At 73.5% G+C, this 17262-nt stretch carries 16 protein-coding genes and 1 pseudogene; 5 read left to right on the top strand and 12 right to left on the bottom strand.

Annotated features, from left to right (window positions below):
* Window positions 1–187: 187 nt before the first annotated feature.
* A complete protein-coding gene (locus FH715_RS19130; protein WP_211367712.1) occupies window positions 188–616 on the top strand; it encodes a helix-turn-helix transcriptional regulator in 429 nt (142 codons plus the stop codon).
* A 111-nt stretch (window positions 617–727) separates the two neighbouring features.
* On the top strand, window positions 728–1138 hold the full coding sequence (locus tag FH715_RS19125) for a VOC family protein (protein ID WP_139646961.1): 411 nt from the start codon (window positions 728–730) through the stop codon (window positions 1136–1138).
* Between the two features lie 122 nt (window positions 1139–1260).
* Here the strand turns inward: FH715_RS19125 and FH715_RS19120 are convergent, their stop codons facing one another.
* From FH715_RS19120 to FH715_RS19110, 3 genes are all read right to left on the bottom strand, one after another.
* The gene (locus FH715_RS19120; protein WP_139646960.1) at window positions 1261–3714 is read right to left on the bottom strand and encodes a sodium-translocating pyrophosphatase; all 2454 of its coding nucleotides are present in this window, start codon (window positions 3712–3714) and stop codon (window positions 1261–1263) included.
* 316 nt (window positions 3715–4030) lie between these two features.
* Window positions 4031–4450: an ATP-binding protein gene (locus tag FH715_RS19115; protein ID WP_139646958.1), complete on the bottom strand. Its 420-nt coding sequence runs from the start codon at window positions 4448–4450 to the stop codon at window positions 4031–4033.
* A gap of 125 nt (window positions 4451–4575) precedes the next feature.
* A complete protein-coding gene (locus tag FH715_RS19110) occupies window positions 4576–4917 on the bottom strand; it encodes an STAS domain-containing protein (protein ID WP_097231669.1) in 342 nt (113 codons plus the stop codon).
* A 120-nt stretch (window positions 4918–5037) separates the two neighbouring features.
* Here FH715_RS19110 and FH715_RS19105 point away from each other — a divergent pair, with 120 nt between their 5' ends.
* Complete coding sequence (locus tag FH715_RS19105; protein WP_246108844.1) at window positions 5038–7440, top strand: DEAD/DEAH box helicase; 2403 nt, start codon at window positions 5038–5040, stop codon at window positions 7438–7440.
* Between the two features lie 51 nt (window positions 7441–7491).
* Here FH715_RS19105 and FH715_RS29045 read toward each other — a convergent pair.
* From FH715_RS29045 to ssd, 7 genes and pseudogenes are all read right to left on the bottom strand, one after another.
* Window positions 7492–7815, bottom strand: a pseudogene (locus tag FH715_RS29045) (Rv3654c family TadE-like protein); the annotation flags it as partial.
* Window positions 7799–8161, bottom strand: coding sequence for a TadE family type IV pilus minor pilin (locus FH715_RS19095; RefSeq protein WP_170184769.1), 363 nt, complete (start codon window positions 8159–8161; stop codon window positions 7799–7801). The gene FH715_RS19095 and the pseudogene FH715_RS29045, both read right to left, overlap by 17 nt.
* Window positions 8124–8390, bottom strand: a complete 267-nt coding sequence (locus FH715_RS19090) for a DUF4244 domain-containing protein (protein ID WP_139646952.1) — start codon at window positions 8388–8390, stop codon at window positions 8124–8126. Before FH715_RS19090 ends, FH715_RS19095 begins: the two co-directional genes overlap by 38 nt.
* Window positions 8391–8600: 210 nt before the next feature.
* Window positions 8601–9206: a type II secretion system F family protein gene (locus FH715_RS29040; RefSeq protein ID WP_342782181.1), complete on the bottom strand. Its 606-nt coding sequence runs from the start codon at window positions 9204–9206 to the stop codon at window positions 8601–8603.
* Window positions 9203–10048: a type II secretion system F family protein gene (locus FH715_RS19080; protein WP_139646950.1), complete on the bottom strand. Its 846-nt coding sequence runs from the start codon at window positions 10046–10048 to the stop codon at window positions 9203–9205. Before FH715_RS19080 ends, FH715_RS29040 begins: the two co-directional genes overlap by 4 nt.
* Window positions 10045–11232 carry a TadA family conjugal transfer-associated ATPase gene (locus FH715_RS19075; RefSeq protein ID WP_170184768.1) on the bottom strand — a complete coding sequence of 396 codons (1188 nt, stop codon included), beginning with the start codon at window positions 11230–11232 and terminating at the stop codon, window positions 10045–10047. Before FH715_RS19075 ends, FH715_RS19080 begins: the two co-directional genes overlap by 4 nt.
* 89 nt (window positions 11233–11321) lie before the next feature.
* A complete protein-coding gene (ssd, locus tag FH715_RS19070) occupies window positions 11322–12398 on the bottom strand; it encodes a septum site-determining protein Ssd (RefSeq protein ID WP_139646946.1) in 1077 nt (358 codons plus the stop codon).
* Window positions 12399–12945: 547 nt separating this feature from the next.
* Here ssd and FH715_RS19065 point away from each other — a divergent pair.
* Window positions 12946–13791, top strand: coding sequence for an HAD family hydrolase (locus FH715_RS19065; RefSeq protein ID WP_139646944.1), 846 nt, complete (start codon window positions 12946–12948; stop codon window positions 13789–13791).
* 25 nt (window positions 13792–13816) lie between these two features.
* Here FH715_RS19065 and FH715_RS19060 read toward each other — a convergent pair whose 3' ends face one another.
* Entirely contained in the window at window positions 13817–14671 is an 855-nt protein-coding gene (locus FH715_RS19060; protein WP_139646942.1) for a Fic family protein, read from the bottom strand.
* Window positions 14672–14777: 106 nt separating this feature from the next.
* On the opposite strand from FH715_RS19060, the gene FH715_RS19055 reads away from it, so the two are divergent.
* Entirely contained in the window at window positions 14778–15761 is a 984-nt protein-coding gene (locus FH715_RS19055) for an ATP-binding protein (RefSeq protein ID WP_139646940.1), read from the top strand.
* A gap of 19 nt (window positions 15762–15780) precedes the next feature.
* On the opposite strand, the gene FH715_RS19050 is transcribed toward FH715_RS19055, so the two are convergent.
* Window positions 15781–17043, bottom strand: coding sequence for a polysaccharide deacetylase family protein (locus FH715_RS19050; protein WP_139646938.1), 1263 nt, complete (start codon window positions 17041–17043; stop codon window positions 15781–15783).
* Between the last annotated feature and the right edge of the window lie 219 nt (window positions 17044–17262).

Genomic DNA, 17262 nt, shown 5'->3' with positions numbered 1-17262 from the left:
GGGCTCGGCCGCACCGGGACTCTCCGGCGGAGGCGGCGACCGGCACCGGGGTCGCCGCTGGTCCACGACGTGCGTGGGCTCCTGGGCCGGGGGCCGAGGATAGCGCCTCGGCCGGCGGCTTCCCAGTCGGTCGCCGCCGGAACCCGTACCGGACCGGGACCGCGGCGGCCGTGCGATGCTGGCGGACGTGGAGCTCGACGACCTGAGGCGGCTGCGCCGCGCGCGCGACGCGATGGACCGCGACTACGCGTCGCCGTTGGACGTCCCCGCGCTGGCCAGGGTCGCGCTGATGTCCTCGGGCCACTTCTCGCGCAGCTTCCGCGCCGCCTACGGCGAGACGCCGTACAACTACCTGATGACCCGCCGCGTGGAGCGCGCGAAGGCGCTGCTGCGCAGGGGCGACCTGAGCGTGACGGAGGTCTGCTTCGCGGTGGGCTGCACCTCGCTGGGCTCCTTCAGCTCGCGCTTCACCGCGCTGGTCGGCGTCTCCCCGAGCGCCTACCGCGCCCGCCCGCACGAGTCGGGCGCGCCGATCCCGGCGTGTGTCGCCAAGTACCTGACCCGCCCGGTCAGGAAGCCGCCGCGTGCCCGGGAGGAGCGAAACGGCGACGGGTGACCGTTCCCGCTCCCCGCGGGCGACGGCGACCTGTCGGGATCGGATCGGTCGGGAGCGGATCGGTCAGGATCGGAGAAGCGCGGTCGGGCGACGCCTCGTAGCGTCGGGGACATGAACATCAAGCTCGCACAGTGCTTCATCGCCGTCGACGACCACGACAAGGCCCTCACCTTCTACCGCGACGTCCTCGGTCTTGAGGTCCGCAACGACGTCTCGTTCGAGGGGATGCGCTGGCTGACCGTCGGCTCGCCCGACCAGCCGGGCGTGGAGATCGTTTTGGAACCGCCGCTGGCCGACCCGAACGCGTCGGAGGCCGACCGGAAGGCCGTCGCCGAGCTGCTGGCCAAGGGGCTGCTGCGCGGGGTGAACTTCACGACGGACGACGTGGACGCCACGTTCGAACGCGTCCGCGCGGCGGGCGGCGACGTGCTCCAGGAGCCGATCGACCAGCCCTACGGCGTCCGTGACTGCGCCTTCCGCGACCCGGCGGGGAACATGCTCCGCTTCAGCGCGGCCGGCTAGAGCCCCCCGGGGGGAACGGGGGAAACGGGGGAAACGGGGGTGGGGCCTGGGGGCCGTTCGCCCGCGCCCGTGACGGTGGCCCGGACCGTCGCGGGCGCGGGGGAACGCGCCTTCCCGGCCTCCTAGGACTTCCCCGGCGCGGCACCACCCCTCGTGGACGGTTCGGCGCCCTCGTTCGCCGAACCGTCGCCGTCGGGGTCGGGGTCGTCGGAGTCGTCGGGGTCGTCGGGGTCGTCGCTCCTCGGGGCGTCGTCCTCCGAGTCGTCGACCGCGATGCCGCGCCGCCGTGAGAGCTGCACCGCCACCACGATCACCGCGATCGCCAGGGCGGCGATCAGCGCGCGGAGCCCCGCGTGGGCATCCTCGCCGTAGCTGAGGGTGATGACGGCGGGGGCGATGAGCAGCGCGACCAGGTTCATCACCTTGAGCAGCGGATTGATCGCGGGACCCGCCGTGTCCTTGAACGGGTCGCCGATGGTGTCGCCGATCACCGTCGCGGCGTGGGCCTCGCTGCCCTTGCCGCCGTGGTGACCGTCCTCGACCAGCTTCTTGGCGTTGTCCCAGGCGCCACCGGAGTTGGCGAGGAAGACCGCCATCAGGATGCCGGTGCCGATGGACCCGGCGAGATAGGCGCCCAGCGGGCCGATGCCCAGGCTGAAGCCGACCGCGATCGGCGCCATCACCGCCAACAGCCCCGGGGTGGCCAGCTCGCGCAGCGAGTCCCTGGTGCAGATGTCCACGACTCTGCCGTACTCGGGCTGCTCGGTGTGGTCCATGATCCCCGGCCGCTCGCGGAACTGCCGGCGCACCTCGTACACCACCGAGCCAGCCGAGCGGGAGACGGCGTTGACCGCGAGCCCCGAGAAGAGAAAGACGACCGCGGAGCCGATGATCAGACCGACCAGGTTGTTGGGTTGCGAGATGTCGAGGCTGAGCGCGGCCTCGCCGAGCACCTCGTTCGCCGTCAGCTCCGCCTCCGCGACGGCCTCGACGACCGCGTCCCGGTAGGAGCCGAACAGCGCGGCGGCGGCCAGCACGGCGGTGGCGATCGCGATGCCCTTGGTGACCGCCTTGGTGGTGTTGCCCACCGCGTCGAGGTCGGTCAGCACCTGGGCGCCCTCGCCCTGGACGTCGCCCGACATCTCGGCGATGCCCTGCGCGTTGTCGGCGACCGGGCCGAACGTGTCCATGGCCACGATCACCCCGACCGTGGTCAGCAGCCCGGTGCCGGCCAGCGCCACGGCGAAGAGCGCCAGCATCAGGATGCCGCCGGCCAGCGCGAAGGCCGCGTAGACGCTGAGTCCGACCAGCAGCGCGGTGTAGACGGCGGACTCCAGGCCCAGCGAGAACCCGGCCAGCACCACGGTCGCCGGGCCCGTGCGCGAGGTCCTGCCGATGTCGCGGACCGGGCGGCGGGAAGGCTCGGTGAAGTAGCCGGTGAGCTGCTGGATCAGCGCCGCCAGCACGATGCCGATGGCGACGGCGGTCAGCGCGAAGAGCCGGGGGTCGGCGTCGTGGGCGGCGATCTCCGTGTCGGTGACGCCGTCCAACTCCTGGAAGCTGTCCGGGAGGTAGAGGTAGGTCGCCACGGCGACCAGCGCCAGCGAGATGCCGGCGGAGAGGAAGAAACCGCGGTTGATGGCGGTCATGCTGGTGCGGTCGCCGCGGCGCGGCGCGACCAGGAAGATGCCGGCCATCGCGGTCAGCACCCCGATCGCGGGGACCAGCAGCGGGAACGCGAGACCCGCGTCGCCGAACGCCACGCTGCCCAGGATCAGCGCGGCGACCAGGGTGACCGCGTAGGACTCGAAGAGGTCGGCCGCCATGCCGGCGCAGTCGCCGACGTTGTCACCCACGTTGTCGGCGATGGTCGCGGCGTTGCGCGGGTCGTCCTCGGGGATGCCCTGCTCGACCTTGCCGACCAGATCGGCGCCGACGTCGGCGGCCTTGGTGAAGATGCCGCCGCCGACCCGCATGAACATCGCGATCAGCGCGGCGCCGAGGCCGAAGCCCTCCAGCACCTTCGGCGCGTCGGCCGTGTAGACCAGCACGACACAGGCGGCGCCCAGCAGGCCGAGCCCGACCGTGAACATTCCGACCACGCCGCCGGTGCGAAAGGCGATGCGCATCGCCTGGTGCCGCACGGAGATCAGGTCCTTTTCTCCCGCCTCACGCGCAGCGGCAGCCACCCGGACATTACTCCGCACCGCCAGCCACATTCCCAGATAACCGGTACCCGCCGAGAAAGCGGCACCGACGACGAAGAAGAGGGAACGCCCGATCCGTTCGTTCCAGTCGTCCGCAGGGAGCAGCAGAAGGAGAAAGACGACGACGAAGGCGAAGATCGCGAGGGTACGCAACTGTCTGGCGAGATAGGCGTTGGCGCCCTCCTGAACGGCGGCGGCGATCTTCCGCATGTTCTCGGTGCCTTCGCCGGCGGCGAGGACCTGTCGCACCAGAACGATCGCCAGTCCCAGGGCCGCCAGGGCGACCACGGCGATCAGCAGGACCAGCGTCCGGTTCCCACTGGTGAGTTCGACGGCCTCGGCTGCCTGTATGACATGGGGGTGTGCCATTCGTCCTCCTTGACGCTCAGGCGTGCTGCGGAAAACTGACAGACGTCGCCGGAGTGTAGAGAGAGATACGAGATCGACAAGGGGACGCGAAGCGATACGAGCACATCAGGGGCGCACGGGCAAACATCACGGGGAGATTCCCGGCCACGCGCGGCGAGCCCTTTTCTCCGGCCGGAGAAAAGGGATCAAGAAAACGGGCCCCGTGACGGATCTTGAAAAGGCGGGGCCGGAGAAAGAGAATCTCCTGGTCGAGGCCCCTCGCGGGGGCCTCGACCAGGAGATCGAAGAAGCGGAGCGGTCGGGACGACCCGACGGCTCAGGGGAAGGACGGCGTGGCGGTCGGCCAACTCATGCGGATCAGACCACCGTTGGCGGCGGAGAGAACCTCGACATCGTCCACGAGGCCGCTGATCACGGCCAGCCCCAGCTCGTCGGTGTCCTCGGCCGCCTCGCTGGCGGAGGACTCCCGGGGTGCGGGGACCGTGCTGGGCGCGTCGTCGCCGACCTCGATCGAGAAGGACTTCTCACCCTCGGTGAGCACGACCCGCACCGGGCTCGTCAGGCCGTGGATCGCGTGCAGTCCGACGGCTCGGCTGCACGCCTCCCCCACGGCGAGGCGCAGCTCGTCCAGCGCCGACTCGTCGACCCCGGCCCTTCTGGCGACCGCGGCGGCGACCAGCCTGGCGGTGCGCACATGCTCCGGGGACGCACTGAAGCGGAGCTCGACGGTGGCCATGCCAACCCCCTTGGTGATGCGGACAGACCGCCCCGGCCATGATGCCGACGGTGCGTGGACCGTCGCGGCCGGGGCGGGTCGCTGATGATCTTTCGAACTGCTGCCGGGCGACCGGGCGCCACGTCTCAGTCGGTCGCCGTGATGGCCTCGTCGACGGACTCGTGGATCGGGAACACCTTGGTCAGGCCCGTGATCCGGAAGATCTTCAGAATGCGCTCCTGGTTGCACACCAGCCGGAGCGAGCCCTCCTGGGCACGCACCCGCTTCAGGCCACCTACCAGCACACCGAGTCCCGTGGAGTCCAGGAAGTCAACGCGCTCCATGTCCACCACGAGGTGGTGGTTGCCGTCATTGACCAGCTCCACAAGCTGTTCGCGCAGCTTGGGCGCGGTGTATACGTCGATCTCGCCGCCGACCTCGACGACCGTACGGTCGCCCACGGTTCGGGTCGAAAGGGACAAGTCCACGGATCGTCCTCCAGCACCTTGCTAACGAGCGGTCGCCCCCCTGGATCGGCAGCCGCCAGGGCATTCAACCACTTACCCCATGCCCAGCACGACGTCTTACAGCCATTGTCCGTCGGACCAGTGACACACTCGTTCCTTGTGCGCCACAACCAGCCACCCCGGAACGCCTCCGAGACCGACGGTCGCCGTCAGTCTCCGACGGCGGTGCTGGCACGGCTGAGCGCGCCCGGGGAACGGTCGCGCCGCATCACTCATACGGAGCAGCTGCCCGGTCAGAAGGAGATCCATGCCGACTGGCCGGAAGGCATACGCCAGGAGGTGCTGGACGCCGTGCGCGCCACCGGCATCGAACGGCCCTGGGCGCACCAGGCGGACGCCGTGGACCACGCCGTGCGCGGCACCTCGGTCGTGGTGTCGACGGGCACCGCGTCGGGCAAGTCGTTGACCTACCAGGTGCCCGTGCTGAACGCGCTGCTGGACGGCGCGTCGGCACCCAACCGGCGGGGCGCGACCGCGCTCTATCTGGCGCCCACCAAGGCTTTGGCCGCCGACCAGTGGCGGGCGATACGCGCCCTGGCGGGGCCGCTGGGCACGGCGGTGCGACCCGCCGTCTACGACGGGGACACCCCGAGGGAGGAACGGGCCTGGGCCAGGGAGCACGCCAACCTGCTGCTCACCAACCCCGACATGCTCCACACCGGCCTGCTGCCGGGGCACCGACGCTGGACCTCCTTCCTTCGGGCGCTGCGCTATGTGGTGATCGACGAGTGCCACGTCTACCGGGGGGTCTTCGGCTCGCACGTGGCACAGGTGCTGCGCCGGCTGCGCCGCGTCTGCGCGCTCTACGGGGCCGAGCCGGTCTTCCTGCTGGCGTCGGCGACCACCGCCGAGCCCGGCTCCTCGGCGAGCCGGCTGGTCGGCGTGCCGGTGACGGAGGTCACAGAAGACTCCTCTCCCCGTGGCGAGTTGGTCTTCGCCCTGTGGGAGCCGCCGCTGACCGAATCCGGCGGCGAGGGCGGCGCGCCGGCCCGGCGGACCGCGACCGCCGAGGCCGCGGAGCTGCTGGCCGACCTGGCCGGGCGGGGCGTCCGCACGGTGGCCTTCGTGCGCTCCCGGCGCGGCGCCGAGCTGATCTCGCTGATCGCCCAGGACCGGCTGGCCGCGACCGACCGCGCGCTGGCCGGACGCGTCGCCGCCTATCGCGGCGGCTATCTGCCGGAGGAGCGACGGGAGTTGGAACGGGCCCTGCACAGCGGTGAGCTGCTGGGGCTGGCCGCCACCACGGCGCTGGAGCTGGGTGTGGATGTCGCGGGGCTGGACGCCGTGCTGCTGGCCGGTTATCCGGGGACCAGGGCCTCGCTCTGGCAGCAGGCCGGACGGGCCGGCAGGCGACGGCAGGGGGCGTTGGCCGTGCTGATCGCCCGTGACGACCCGTTGGACACCTATCTGGTGCACCATCCGGAGGCGCTCTTCCAACGGCCGGTGGAGAGCACCGTGCTGGACCCGGGGAACCCGTACGTCCTGGCCCCGCACCTCTGCGCCGCCGCGGCCGAGGCCCCGCTGACCGAGGCGGATGTCGAAGGCGACGAAGCGTTCTTCGATGTCACGGCCGCCGAGCTGCTGCCGCGGCTCACCGACCGGGGGCTGCTGCGCCGCCGGGGCGGCGGCTGGTACTGGACCCGCAGGGAGCGTCCTGCCGACCTGGTCGACATCCGTGGCAGGGGCGGCGACCCGGTGCGCGTCGTCGAGGCGGAGACCGGCCGGCTGCTGGGCACCGTCGACGCGGGGGCCGCCCACACCGCCGTCCACGAGGGCGCCGTCCATCTGCACCGGGGGCAGACCTTCGTCGTCCGGGAGCTGGACCTGGCCGACTCCGTCGCCTTCGTCGAGGAGTCCAACCCGCCCTGGTCCACCTCCGCCCGGGAGGTGGCCGAGCTGTCCGTGCTGGAGACCGACGTCGAGGTGCCGTGGGGCGAGGCGCGGTTGTGCTTCGGCTCGGTCGAGGTCACCCAGCAGGTGGTCTCCTATCTGCGGCGGCGGCTGCCGACCGGCGAGGTGCTGGGCGAGACGCGGCTCGACCTGCCGCCCAGGACGCTGCGCACCCGCGCGGTGTGGTGGACCATGACCGAGGATCAGCTGACGGACGCGCGGGTCACGCCCGCGATCCTGCCGGGGGCGCTGCACGCCGCCGAGCACGCCGCGATCGGGATGCTGCCGCTCTTCGCCACCTGCGACCGGTGGGACATCGGCGGGGTCTCCATCGCGCTGCACCCCGACACGCTGCTGCCGACCGTCTTCGTCCACGACGGGCATCCCGGCGGGGCCGGTTTCGCCGAGCGCGCCTTCCACACCGCGGCGCGCTGGCTCACCGCGACCAGGGACGCCATCGCGGCCTGCGAGTGCCACACCGGATGCCCCTCCTGCATCCAGTCCCCGAAATGCGGCAACGGCAACGAGCCCCTGCACAAGGCCGGCGCCGTCCGCCTCCTCACCGAGCTCCTGCGCGGCCGGCCGCGCGACTGAACCGACACGGCCGGCCGTCGCCGGGTCGGGAACGCCGGCGGGCGCCGCTCTCGCCCGGGCGGTGGCGGTGTGCGGCCCGGCCGTGGCCTCGGTGGTGAGGTCGGCGACCTCACCACCGAGATGGCAGCGGATCAGCCGGGCACCCTGCGCCTCGGCCACCCGCCGCGCCGCCGCGCAGGCGCTCTGCTGGCCCGCCGTCGCGTGGTCGGCGGCGGCGAGCGCCGCGAGATCCGCCGCGGTGGCGGCCCGCTGCCGGGCGGCCAGCGCCTGGTGGACCGTCACCACCGCGACGAAGACGCCGCAGAGCGCCACGACCACCAGCGCCGCCCAGACCGTGGCGCCGCCCCGGTCGCCCCGCTCAGCGCGGCTCGACACGGGCCACCGCCCCGCCGCTGACCGCGATCCCGAACGCCGCCGTCACCCGCGACGGCGCCGAGACGGTGACCCGGTAGAGCTGTCCCTCCCGGCTGATCTCGACCCGGGCGTCCCCCGGCGCCGTCTCGTGGGCGACCCGCACGACCTGCTCCGGCGACTCGCCCCTGGCGGCGGCCCGTGCCGCGCCGCGCGCCGCGTCCTGGCAGAGCGCCTGGGTGGTGAAGAGGCCCAGGCCGCCGAGCAGGAGGCCGAGAAGCACCAGCAGCGTGGGGATGGCCAGGGCGCTCTCGACCGTGACCGAACCGGCGTCAGAGTGGGACGTCGAGCGCCCGCTGGACCAGCTCACGCAGCTCACCCCTCACCAGGTCGGAGCGGAGCACCTGGTAGAGCACGGCGGCGAACCCGGCCGTGGCGAGGGTGCCCACGGCGTACTCGGTCGTGTTCATCCCGGCCTCGGGCCGGTGCACGAGGGGACGGGCGCGCCGGTGCCGGGGGCGGCGCAGCGGACCGCGCTGCCGCGGGCGTTGACGCGGTGGGAAGGGCCGTCGGGGGTGGGAGGGGGCGGGGTGGTACATGACTCGTTCTCCTCGGGCTCGCGATGCGTGAAGTGACGTGCGGATGTGCGTGCGGATGTGCGGGTGAATGGGCGGGTGCGGAGGGTTGCCGTGTGCGTGACCGGCGTTGACGGGGCGTGGAAGGCGTCGCCCCGGGCGGCCCGCGCCCCCGCCCGGGAGGCGTCGGCCGCGCGTACCTGGGGAGAGGGCGCCGGACGTTTCGGGGCCGTGTCATGTCAACTCCGCCAGCAGTCCGAGCAGTACGGGCGCCACCCCCAGCAGCAGAAAGGCCGGCAGGAAGCACAGCCCCAGCGGACCGGCGACCAGCACGGCGGCCCGCCGCGCCCCGGCCTGCGCCGCCCGGCGGCGCCGCGCCCGCGCCTCCGCGGCCTCAGCCGCGAACGCCCGCACCACCGGCGCCCCGCTGCCGCCCGCCGACTCCAGCCGTCTGGCCAGCCGCTCCGCGCCCGGCAGCGCGCCCAACCGGCCCCAGACCACCGTCGGCTCGCCACCGAGCCGCAGCTCGGCCGCCGCCCGGCACAGCGCCTCCCCGACCGGGCCCCGCACGGACGCGCCCACGGCGCCCGCCGCCGCCCCCGGCTCGGCCCCCGCCGCGAGACACGCGGCGAGCAGCTCCGTGGCCAACGGCAGCGCCGGATCGGGCGCCGCGGCCCCGCGGGCACGCCTCGGCCACCGCCAACGCCGGCGCGGCCGGCCGCACAGCGCCGCCTTCCGCCGCCGCTCCCGGAGCAGGGCCCGGAACTGACCGGCCGCCAGCGGCAGCAGGAGCAGCGCCAGCGCGAGGCTCAGCCAGCCGCGCGCCCACTCGGCGCTCACCGCGCCGGCCTCTCGGCCGAGCGCGCCAGGGCGGCGACCCACGCCATCCCGGCCCACTGGAACAACGCGCCGAGTGCCAGGCAGCAGAGCCCCAACGGCGTGCCGAACAGCACCCGCAGCGGCGCGATCCCCATCGTCGAGCCGAGCACCAGCCCGCCGAGTGGCAACGCCGCCAGCACCCTGGCCGTGGCCCTCGGGCCGGCCAGCAGGGCGCGCAACTCCTCGTCCTGATCCCGCTCGGCGCGCAGCGCGGTCGCCACCCGCTCCAGCCCGGCGGCCAGCGAGGCGCCGCCCTGCACGGCCACCTCCCAGCAGGCGGCGACGCCGGACAGGCCCTCGGCCCCCGGCCGGTCCGCCGCCGAGCGCAGCGCCCCCGGCACGTCCCCGCCGTACCGCGCGGCGGCCAGCGGCGCCGCCGCCAGCGGGCCCAACTCGGCCCGCCCCGCCGTGGCGAGCGCCGCGACGGCCGGCCTGCCGGCCTGGACCTCGCCGGCCAGTGCCACGCAGAAGTCCACCACTGCCTCCCGCTGTCGCAGGGCGGCCGAAGCGGCGCCTCGCCGCCGCCAACCGCGGTCGACCAGCGGAACGGCCAGCGCCGAGACCATCCACGGCACCGCGGACCCAGCCGCCAGGGACACCACCCCGCCGCCGGCCAGACAGCACAGCGCCACCCGCACCGCCACCGCGTCCGGCCGCCAGCGGGCGGGGCGGCGGGCCGTCCCGCCGGCGCCGCCGAGGGCCAACGCCCGCCCCCGGGCGGCCCGCCGGTCCCTGCCGGCCACCAGCCACGCCCCGACGACGGCGCAGAGCGCCGCGGCCCAGGGCACCCAGGGCGCGCTCATCGGGCCACTCCCCGCGCGCAGAGCGCGGAGAGCCGCGCCCACCCCTCCTCACGGACGAACCCGTCCTGGCCCCAACGGGCGGCCGGCACCGTCCCCACCAGCCCGCCGGGTCCCTGCTCCAGCAGCTGGATCTCCGCCAGCCTGCGGCGCCCCGACCGCCGGTCCCTGACCAGATGAAGCACCAGCGCCAGCGCTGCCGCCACCTGGCTGTGCAACGCGGCCCTCGGCAGCCCCGCCGCGCCACCGAGCGCCTCCAGCCGGGCCGGCACGTCCGCCGCCGCGTTGGCGTGGAGCGTGCCGCAGCCGCCGTGGCCCGTGTTGAACGCGGCGAGCAACTCCGTGACCTCGGCGCCCCGCACCTCCCCGACGACCAGCCGGTCCGGCCGCATCCGCAGGGCCTGCCGCACCAGATCGCGCAGGGTGACCCGGCCGGCGCCCTCCTGGTTGGCCGGGCGGGTCTCCAACCGCACCACGTGCGGATGCGTCGGCCTCAGCTCCGCCGAGTCCTCGACGAGGACCACCCGCTCCTCCGGCCCCACCAGGCCGAGCAGCGAGGCGAGCAGCGTGCTCTTCCCCGAGCCCGTGCCGCCCGTCACCAGAAAGGAGAGCCGCGCGGCGAGCACCGCGCCCAGCAGCCGCTCCCCGCCGGGCGGCAGGGTGCCCGCCGCGCACAACTCGGCCAGCGTGAAGGCCCGGTGGCGCACCACCCGCAGGGAGACACAGGGCGAGCCCACGGCCACCGGCGGCAGCACCGCGTGCATCCGGGTGCCGTCCGGGAGCCTGGCGTCCACCCAGGGCCGGGCGTCGTCCAGCCGGCGCCCCGCCGAGGCCGCCAGCCGCTGGGCCAGCCTGCGCACCGAGGCGTCGTCGGGAAAGCGCACGTCCGCGCGCTCCAGGCCGCCGCCCCTGTCGATCCACACCTCGTCGGGGCCGTTGACCAGGACGTCGGTGACCTCGGGCGCGGCCAGCAACGGCTGGAGCGGGCCGGCGCCGACCAGCTCCGAGCGCAGCGCGCGCACCACGGAGAGCACCGCCCGGTCCCCCAGCAGCAGCCCCTGGGCGCGGAGCGCGGCGGCCACCCGCCCCGGCGTCGGCTCGGCGCCCTCCTCCGCCAGCCGCAGCCGCACGCTCTCCAGCAGCGCCGACAGCTCGGGCAGCTCCGGCGGCTCGGGCCCCCTCGGCACCCCCGGGGACGAAGACGACCGCGAAGGCCCTGCCGGAGCCGCACCTGGTACTTCGAGACCCGCGACCGCGGCCCGGTACTCCGCCCCGGTCACGCGACGGCCCCCGCACGCGGCTCGGCGCGGTCGAGAAGCGCCGCGCAGAAGGCGGCCAGCGTCCCGCCCGGGTCCGCCCCCGGCGGCTCGCCCATCTCGGCGGCGACCGAGAGCCCCGGCTCGTCCGGCAGCTCGCCGGCGAGCGGCAGGCGCAGCATCCGCGCCAGCTCGGCACCCGGCAGCGCGTCCCCCGGCCGCATCCTGGCCACCAGGCGCAGATCACGCACCAGCGCCCCGGCCCCGCTCACGACCCGCCTGGCGGCTGTCATCGCCCGCAACTCGCCAGGCACCACCAGCAGTCCCAGGTCGAGCTGGGTGAGCGCCTCGGCAGCCGCCTCGTCGACGGCGCGAGGCAGGTCGACCACCAGCACCCCGCCGCCCCTGCGGGCCGAGGCGAGAACGGAGCGCATCGCCTCGACCGGCAGCCGGATGCCGCCGTCCCGGTCCCAGCTGAGCAGCCGCACCCCGTGCAGCAGCGGCAGCGCCTCGTCCAGCGCCGTCCCGGAGAGCCGCCCCCGCGCGGAGAGCAGCGCCGGCCAGCGCGAGCCAGCCGTCCGTTCGCCGCCGAACGGCACGTCGAGGCCGCCTCCCAGCGGGTCGGCGTCCACCAGCACGCTGCGCCTCCCGGCCCGCGCCGCCGTCACCGCCAGCGCGCAGGCCAGCGACGAGGAACCGGCCCCGCCCCGGCCGCCCAGCACGCCGAGGGTGAGCGTCGGTCGCCCCGGCCCCTCCACCGCGTCGGCGATCCGGTCGACCAGCCGCGTCTCGTCCCACGGCAGGTGCAGCACCTGCTCGACGCCGAGCGCCACGCCCCGCGCCCAGACCCGGTGGTCGTCTAGGTCCCGCCCGACCAGCAGCACCCCCGGCCGCCGCCCGGGCCCGACGCGCTCGCCGCCGCCCAACGCCCGGTCGTCACCGACCAGCACCAGCGGCGCGCCCCACCACTGCTCGGCGGTCGGCGGGGCGCCGTGCGCCACCTCGGCCTCGGCGCCCGCGACGGCGCACAGCCGCAGCAGATCGTCCAGCAACTCCTCGTCCTCGGTGAGGATCAGCACGGAAGCGCACTCCGTCATGGCAAAGCCCCCTGGCTCCACGGCACCGACCCCGTCGGCACCTCCGAAACATCTCGTCACTCAGCGTGACGCGTTTCGGGCCCCCTCGGGGAACTCATCGCAAATCTGTGGATAACCAGCCCCCTGTGGAAAACCTCATCACCCGTTCGTGGAGGTCACGGCGCGCCAACTCGCCCCGCGCACAACGGAAAAGAACAACGCCAAGCGTCAACCGCCAAAAAGGCACGGAGAGTGAGCGCTTCGGCTGCGCACGAAGAGGGAAAAAAGTCCGGGTGGGCACCCCCGGGCAGGCACCGATCGGGTGACACGTCCCGCTCACGCATCCTCACCCGCACACGAACGCAGGGCTCTGAGCTGGGAATTCTCCCCGGAGGCGTCTCGGAAGAGGCGACGACCCCCGCCGGGGGGGAGAGCGGGGGTCGTCTTCCACGGCCGACTCGGGGGGGGAGGAGCCGGGCCGGGTTAGCACGGTCGCGAACGATCCGTGACTTCCATGGTGTACCCGAGAGCCTTCTCAGGCAAACCCACGCGCCCCAGCGTACGCCGAATGGCGGGCGCTTATGCTCGGGGCGTGGAAAACCTGCCGCAGCCCCGCACCGCCGCGTTCTTTGACCTTGACAAGACCGTCATCGCGAAGTCGAGCACGGTCACTTTCAGCAGGTCCTTCTACCAGGGCGGGCTGATCAACCGCAGGGCGGTGCTGCGCACCGCCTACGCCCAGTTCCTCTTTCTGCTGGGCGGCGCCGACCACGAGCAGACCGAGCGGATGAGGGAGTACCTCTCGGCGCTCTGTCGCGGATGGAACGTACAACAGGTCCGCGAGATCGTCGCGGAGGCGCTGCACGAGGTGATCGACCCGATCATCTACGACGAGGCGGCCTCGCTGATCGAACGTCACCACGAGGCCGGCCGCGACGTGGTGATCGTGAGCACCTCGGGGGCCGAACTGGTCGAACCGATCGGCGAACTCCTCGGCGCCGACCGGGTGGTGGCGACCCGGATGGTGGTGGCCGACGGCTGCTACACGGGCGAGGTCGACTACTACGCCTACGGCCCCACGAAGGCCGAGGCCATCGCCGAGCTGGCCGTCTCCGAGGGATACGACCTGGCGCGTTGCTACGCCTACAGCGACTCGGTCACCGACCTGCCGATGCTGGAGTCCGTCGGCCACCCGCACGCCGTCAACCCCGACCGCGCGCTGCGCAAGGAGGCGACGGCGCGCGAGTGGCCGGTGTTGACGTTCGAGCGGCCGGTGCGGCTGCGCCAGCGGGTGTCGCTCGGCATACCGTCCCGCCCCGCGCTCGTGGCGACGGCCGCCGTGGCCGCCGCCACCGCGGGCGGCCTGGTCTGGTGGTACGCCAACCGCCGCCGCGCCGCGGGCCGCGCCGTCTGACCCGGCGCGGCGGCGCGGGACGCGCTCAGGCGGCGCCGCGTTGCAGCGCCTCGCAGACGGCGACGGACTCGCGCGCCCCCAGCTCGGCGGCCCGCGCGCAGTGCGCGATCCATCCGGCGACCCCCGCCCTGGTGCCGGCCAGATAGCCGTCCAGCGCGGCGAGATAGCTCTCCACGCCCTGCTCGGCGTGGCCGACCTCGACGGGGGCGACCGCTTTCGGGTCGAGCCCCCCACCGACCAGCACCAGCCGCGCCGCCGCCCTCGCGACCAGCCCGTTGTGGCTGACGAACGGGCGCAGCGCCACCAGTTCCCCGTGCACCACCGACGCCGTGATCAGGGTCGGCGCCGACGAGCCGGCGACCACAAGGCCGGCGAGCGCGTCCAGCCGGGCCGCCACCTCCTCGACGCCCGGCGCCGGCGGGAGCGTGTCCAGCCCCGGCTCCTCAACCGACTCCCCGGCCAACCGGGGCCGGCCGATCCGCTCTCCCTCGGCGCCCTCGGCCGGGCCGCCCGCGGCGACCAGGTGCAGCCGCGCCAGCACCCGCAGCGGGGAACCGCGCCAGACCCCCAGCGACTCCGTCGCCTCGGCCGTGGTCCGCAGCGCCGCGCCCACCGTCCTGGCCTCGGGGTCGCCGCCGAAGTCGCTGCGCCTTCTGACCTCCTCCAACGCCCAGTCGGCGCCGGCCAGCGCGGCCGAGGCGCGGGCGCCGCGCAGCGCGGCCTCGGAGGAGACCTCGGGGCTGCGGCGGCGCATCACGCGATGCTTGTAGACGGCGTCCACCGCCTCCCTCACGCCTGCCACGGCGGCCGGGACGCCGGGGAGTTCGGCCAGCCTGGCCAGGGGGTCGGTCTGCGGTTCGGTGGATGCGGCGGGGCTCATAGCACCGAAGCCTAGGCGGGGTCCAGCGATTATCGGGGACTCGTTCGAGTGGATTTCCCCACTTCGCGTGTTCGGGTGCTCGCCCGACGCCACTACGCTCCTGAACATGAAGATCGCTTTCGTAGGCAAGGGGGGCAGCGGCAAGACCACGCTGTCCTCGCTGTTCGTCCGGCATCTCGCGGCGCGCGGCGTCCCCGTCACCGCGGTGGACGCCGACATCAACCAACACCTCGGCGTCGCCCTCGGCCTGACGGACGAGGAGGCCGCGGCGTGCCCACCGCTCGGCGGCAGTCTGCCGTTGATCAAGGACTATCTCCGGGGCGAGAACCCCCGCATCCTCTCCTCCGAGACCATGATCAAGACGACGCCGCCCGGGGCGGGCTCGCGGCTGCTGCGACTCTCCGAGAGGAACCCGGTCTTCGACGCCTGCGCCACCGAGGTGCCGTTGGACGAGGGCTCGGCACGGCTGCTGGTCACCGGCGCGTTCACCGCGGACGACCTCGGGGTCGCCTGCTACCACTCGAAGACCGGCGCCGTGGAACTGTGCCTGAACCACCTGGTCGACGGGCGCCACGAGTACCTCGTGGTGGACATGACGGCCGGCAGCGACTCGTTCGCCTCGGGGCTCTTCACCCGTTTCGACATGACCTTCCTGGTGGCCGAGCCGACCCGCAAGGGCGTCTCGGTCTACCGCCAGTACCGCGAGTACGCGCGGGACTACGGGGTCGCCCTGCGCGTGATCGGCAACAAGGCGCAGGGGCCCGAGGACGTCGCCTTCCTGCGCGACGAGGTCGGGGACGACCTGCTCGTGACGCTCGGCCACTCGGACTGGGTGCGGGCCATGGAGCGCGGGCGACGCCGGCCGTTCGCCGCGCTGAACGCGGAGGACGCCGGGGCGCTGGACGCCATGCACCGGGCCGCGGACGCCGGCTATCCGCTGCGCGACTGGGAGCGTTACACACAGCAGATGGTGCACTTCCACCTGAAGAACGCGGCGAGCTGGGGCAACGACAGGACCGGGGCCGACCTGGCGGCGCAGGTCGACCCCGGGTTCGTGCTGCGGGAGGCGTCCAGCCCGTTGCCGGCCTGAGCGTCCCGGTGGCGGGCGGTCAGCCGGCCAGGAAGGACTCCCAGCCACCGGGCGGCGCCTCGCCGACGCCGAGGCCGCGCATCCGCTCCAGCACCTCGGGGTCCTGGGCGTCCAGCCAGTCGACCAGCTGCCGAAAGGAGACGCACTCGACGCCGTCCCTCGGGCAGACCTCGCTGATCACGTCGGCGACGGCGTCCATGTAGATGCCGCCGTTCCACTGGTTGAAGTGGTTGCCGATGACCAGCGGGGCGCGGTTGCCGTCGTTGGCCCGGTCGAACGCGGCCATCAGCCCGTCGTGCATCTCTGCCTGCCAGGTGGGCCACATCTCGGGGTCACCGCTGCCCTCGCCCGACTGGTTGACCATGAAGTTGTAGTCCATGGAGAGCGTCTCGAAGGAACGTCCCGGCATGGGCACCGACTGGAGCGAGATGTCCCAGACCCCGTGCCGCTGCTGCGGCCAGACCTGGAGCGCGTTGCCGCTGGAGTCGTAGCGGAAGCCCGACTCGGCGGCGGCCAGCAGCAGGTTCTCCTGGCCCTCAAGACAGGGCGCGCGCCCGCCGACCAGCTCCTCCTCGTAGTCGAACGGGAGCGGTTCCTCGTCGGTGAGGCCGGTCGTGGTGCGCCAGTTCTGCACCATCCACTTGGCCTGGTCGATCTCGTCGACCCAGTCCTCGACGCTCCAGCTGGAGCCGCCGGTCGGGCCGCAGAAGTGGCCGTTGAAGTGGGTGCCGATCTCGTTGCCCTCCGCCCAGGCCAGTCGGACCTGTTCGAGGGTGGCGGCGATGTGCTCGTCGGAGAGGTAGCCGATGTCGGAGGCGCCCGGCTCGCGCCCCGGGGGCTCGTAGTTGAGGCGTTCACTCTCCGGCAGGAGATAGATACCGGAGAGGAAGTAGGTCATGTCGGCGTCATAACGCTCGCCGATTTCCCGGAACCGTGAGAAGAGCTGATTGTCGTCCTCTCCGGCGCCGTCCCAGGAGAAGACGACGAATTGCGGCGGCTCCTCGCCTGGCGCCAACGGTTCGGGGTCGGGGGGCTGGTGGGGCTGGGGGCCGGTGTCGGCGGTGGATCCGTCGCCGAGGAGCTGGGGCGCGGGGCCGGCGTCGTCCCCGCCGGAGTCTTCGTCCCCCTCCTCGCCCGAGCCACCCGAGGCGGACTCGTGCCGCTCCTCCCCCTTGTCGCCGCCGTCGCCACCATCGCCCGACAGCGAGCAGGCGCCCGTGGCCAGGGCCAGCGCACCGATGGCCACCAGGGTCGCCGTCCGTCTCGTCGTGTGTGTGACCATCTCGCGTCCTCCCGTTGCCAACGCATGGTTTTGTCCGCTCCGCCCGATTCGCGGGGCAGCGCACCAAACTCTTCCTCTCAGCGTTAGAGATGTTTGTATGACAAGCGGTTCCCATGACTTTTTCCCTCCTTCGGATTAATTGCACCGCTGAACGGGGTCTGGCCCTCGTACAGACCTTTGCGTCGCATTACTCTTCGTTTACCAAGCCTTGAGAAAGGC

The sequence above is a fragment of the Streptomyces sedi genome (assembly GCF_006335015.1).
Classification (GTDB): Bacteria; Actinomycetota; Actinomycetes; order Streptomycetales; family Streptomycetaceae; genus Streptomyces; species Streptomyces sedi.
The sequence above is the reverse complement of the archived record's forward strand: the minus strand, read 5'-3'. Positions and strand labels throughout refer to the sequence as shown.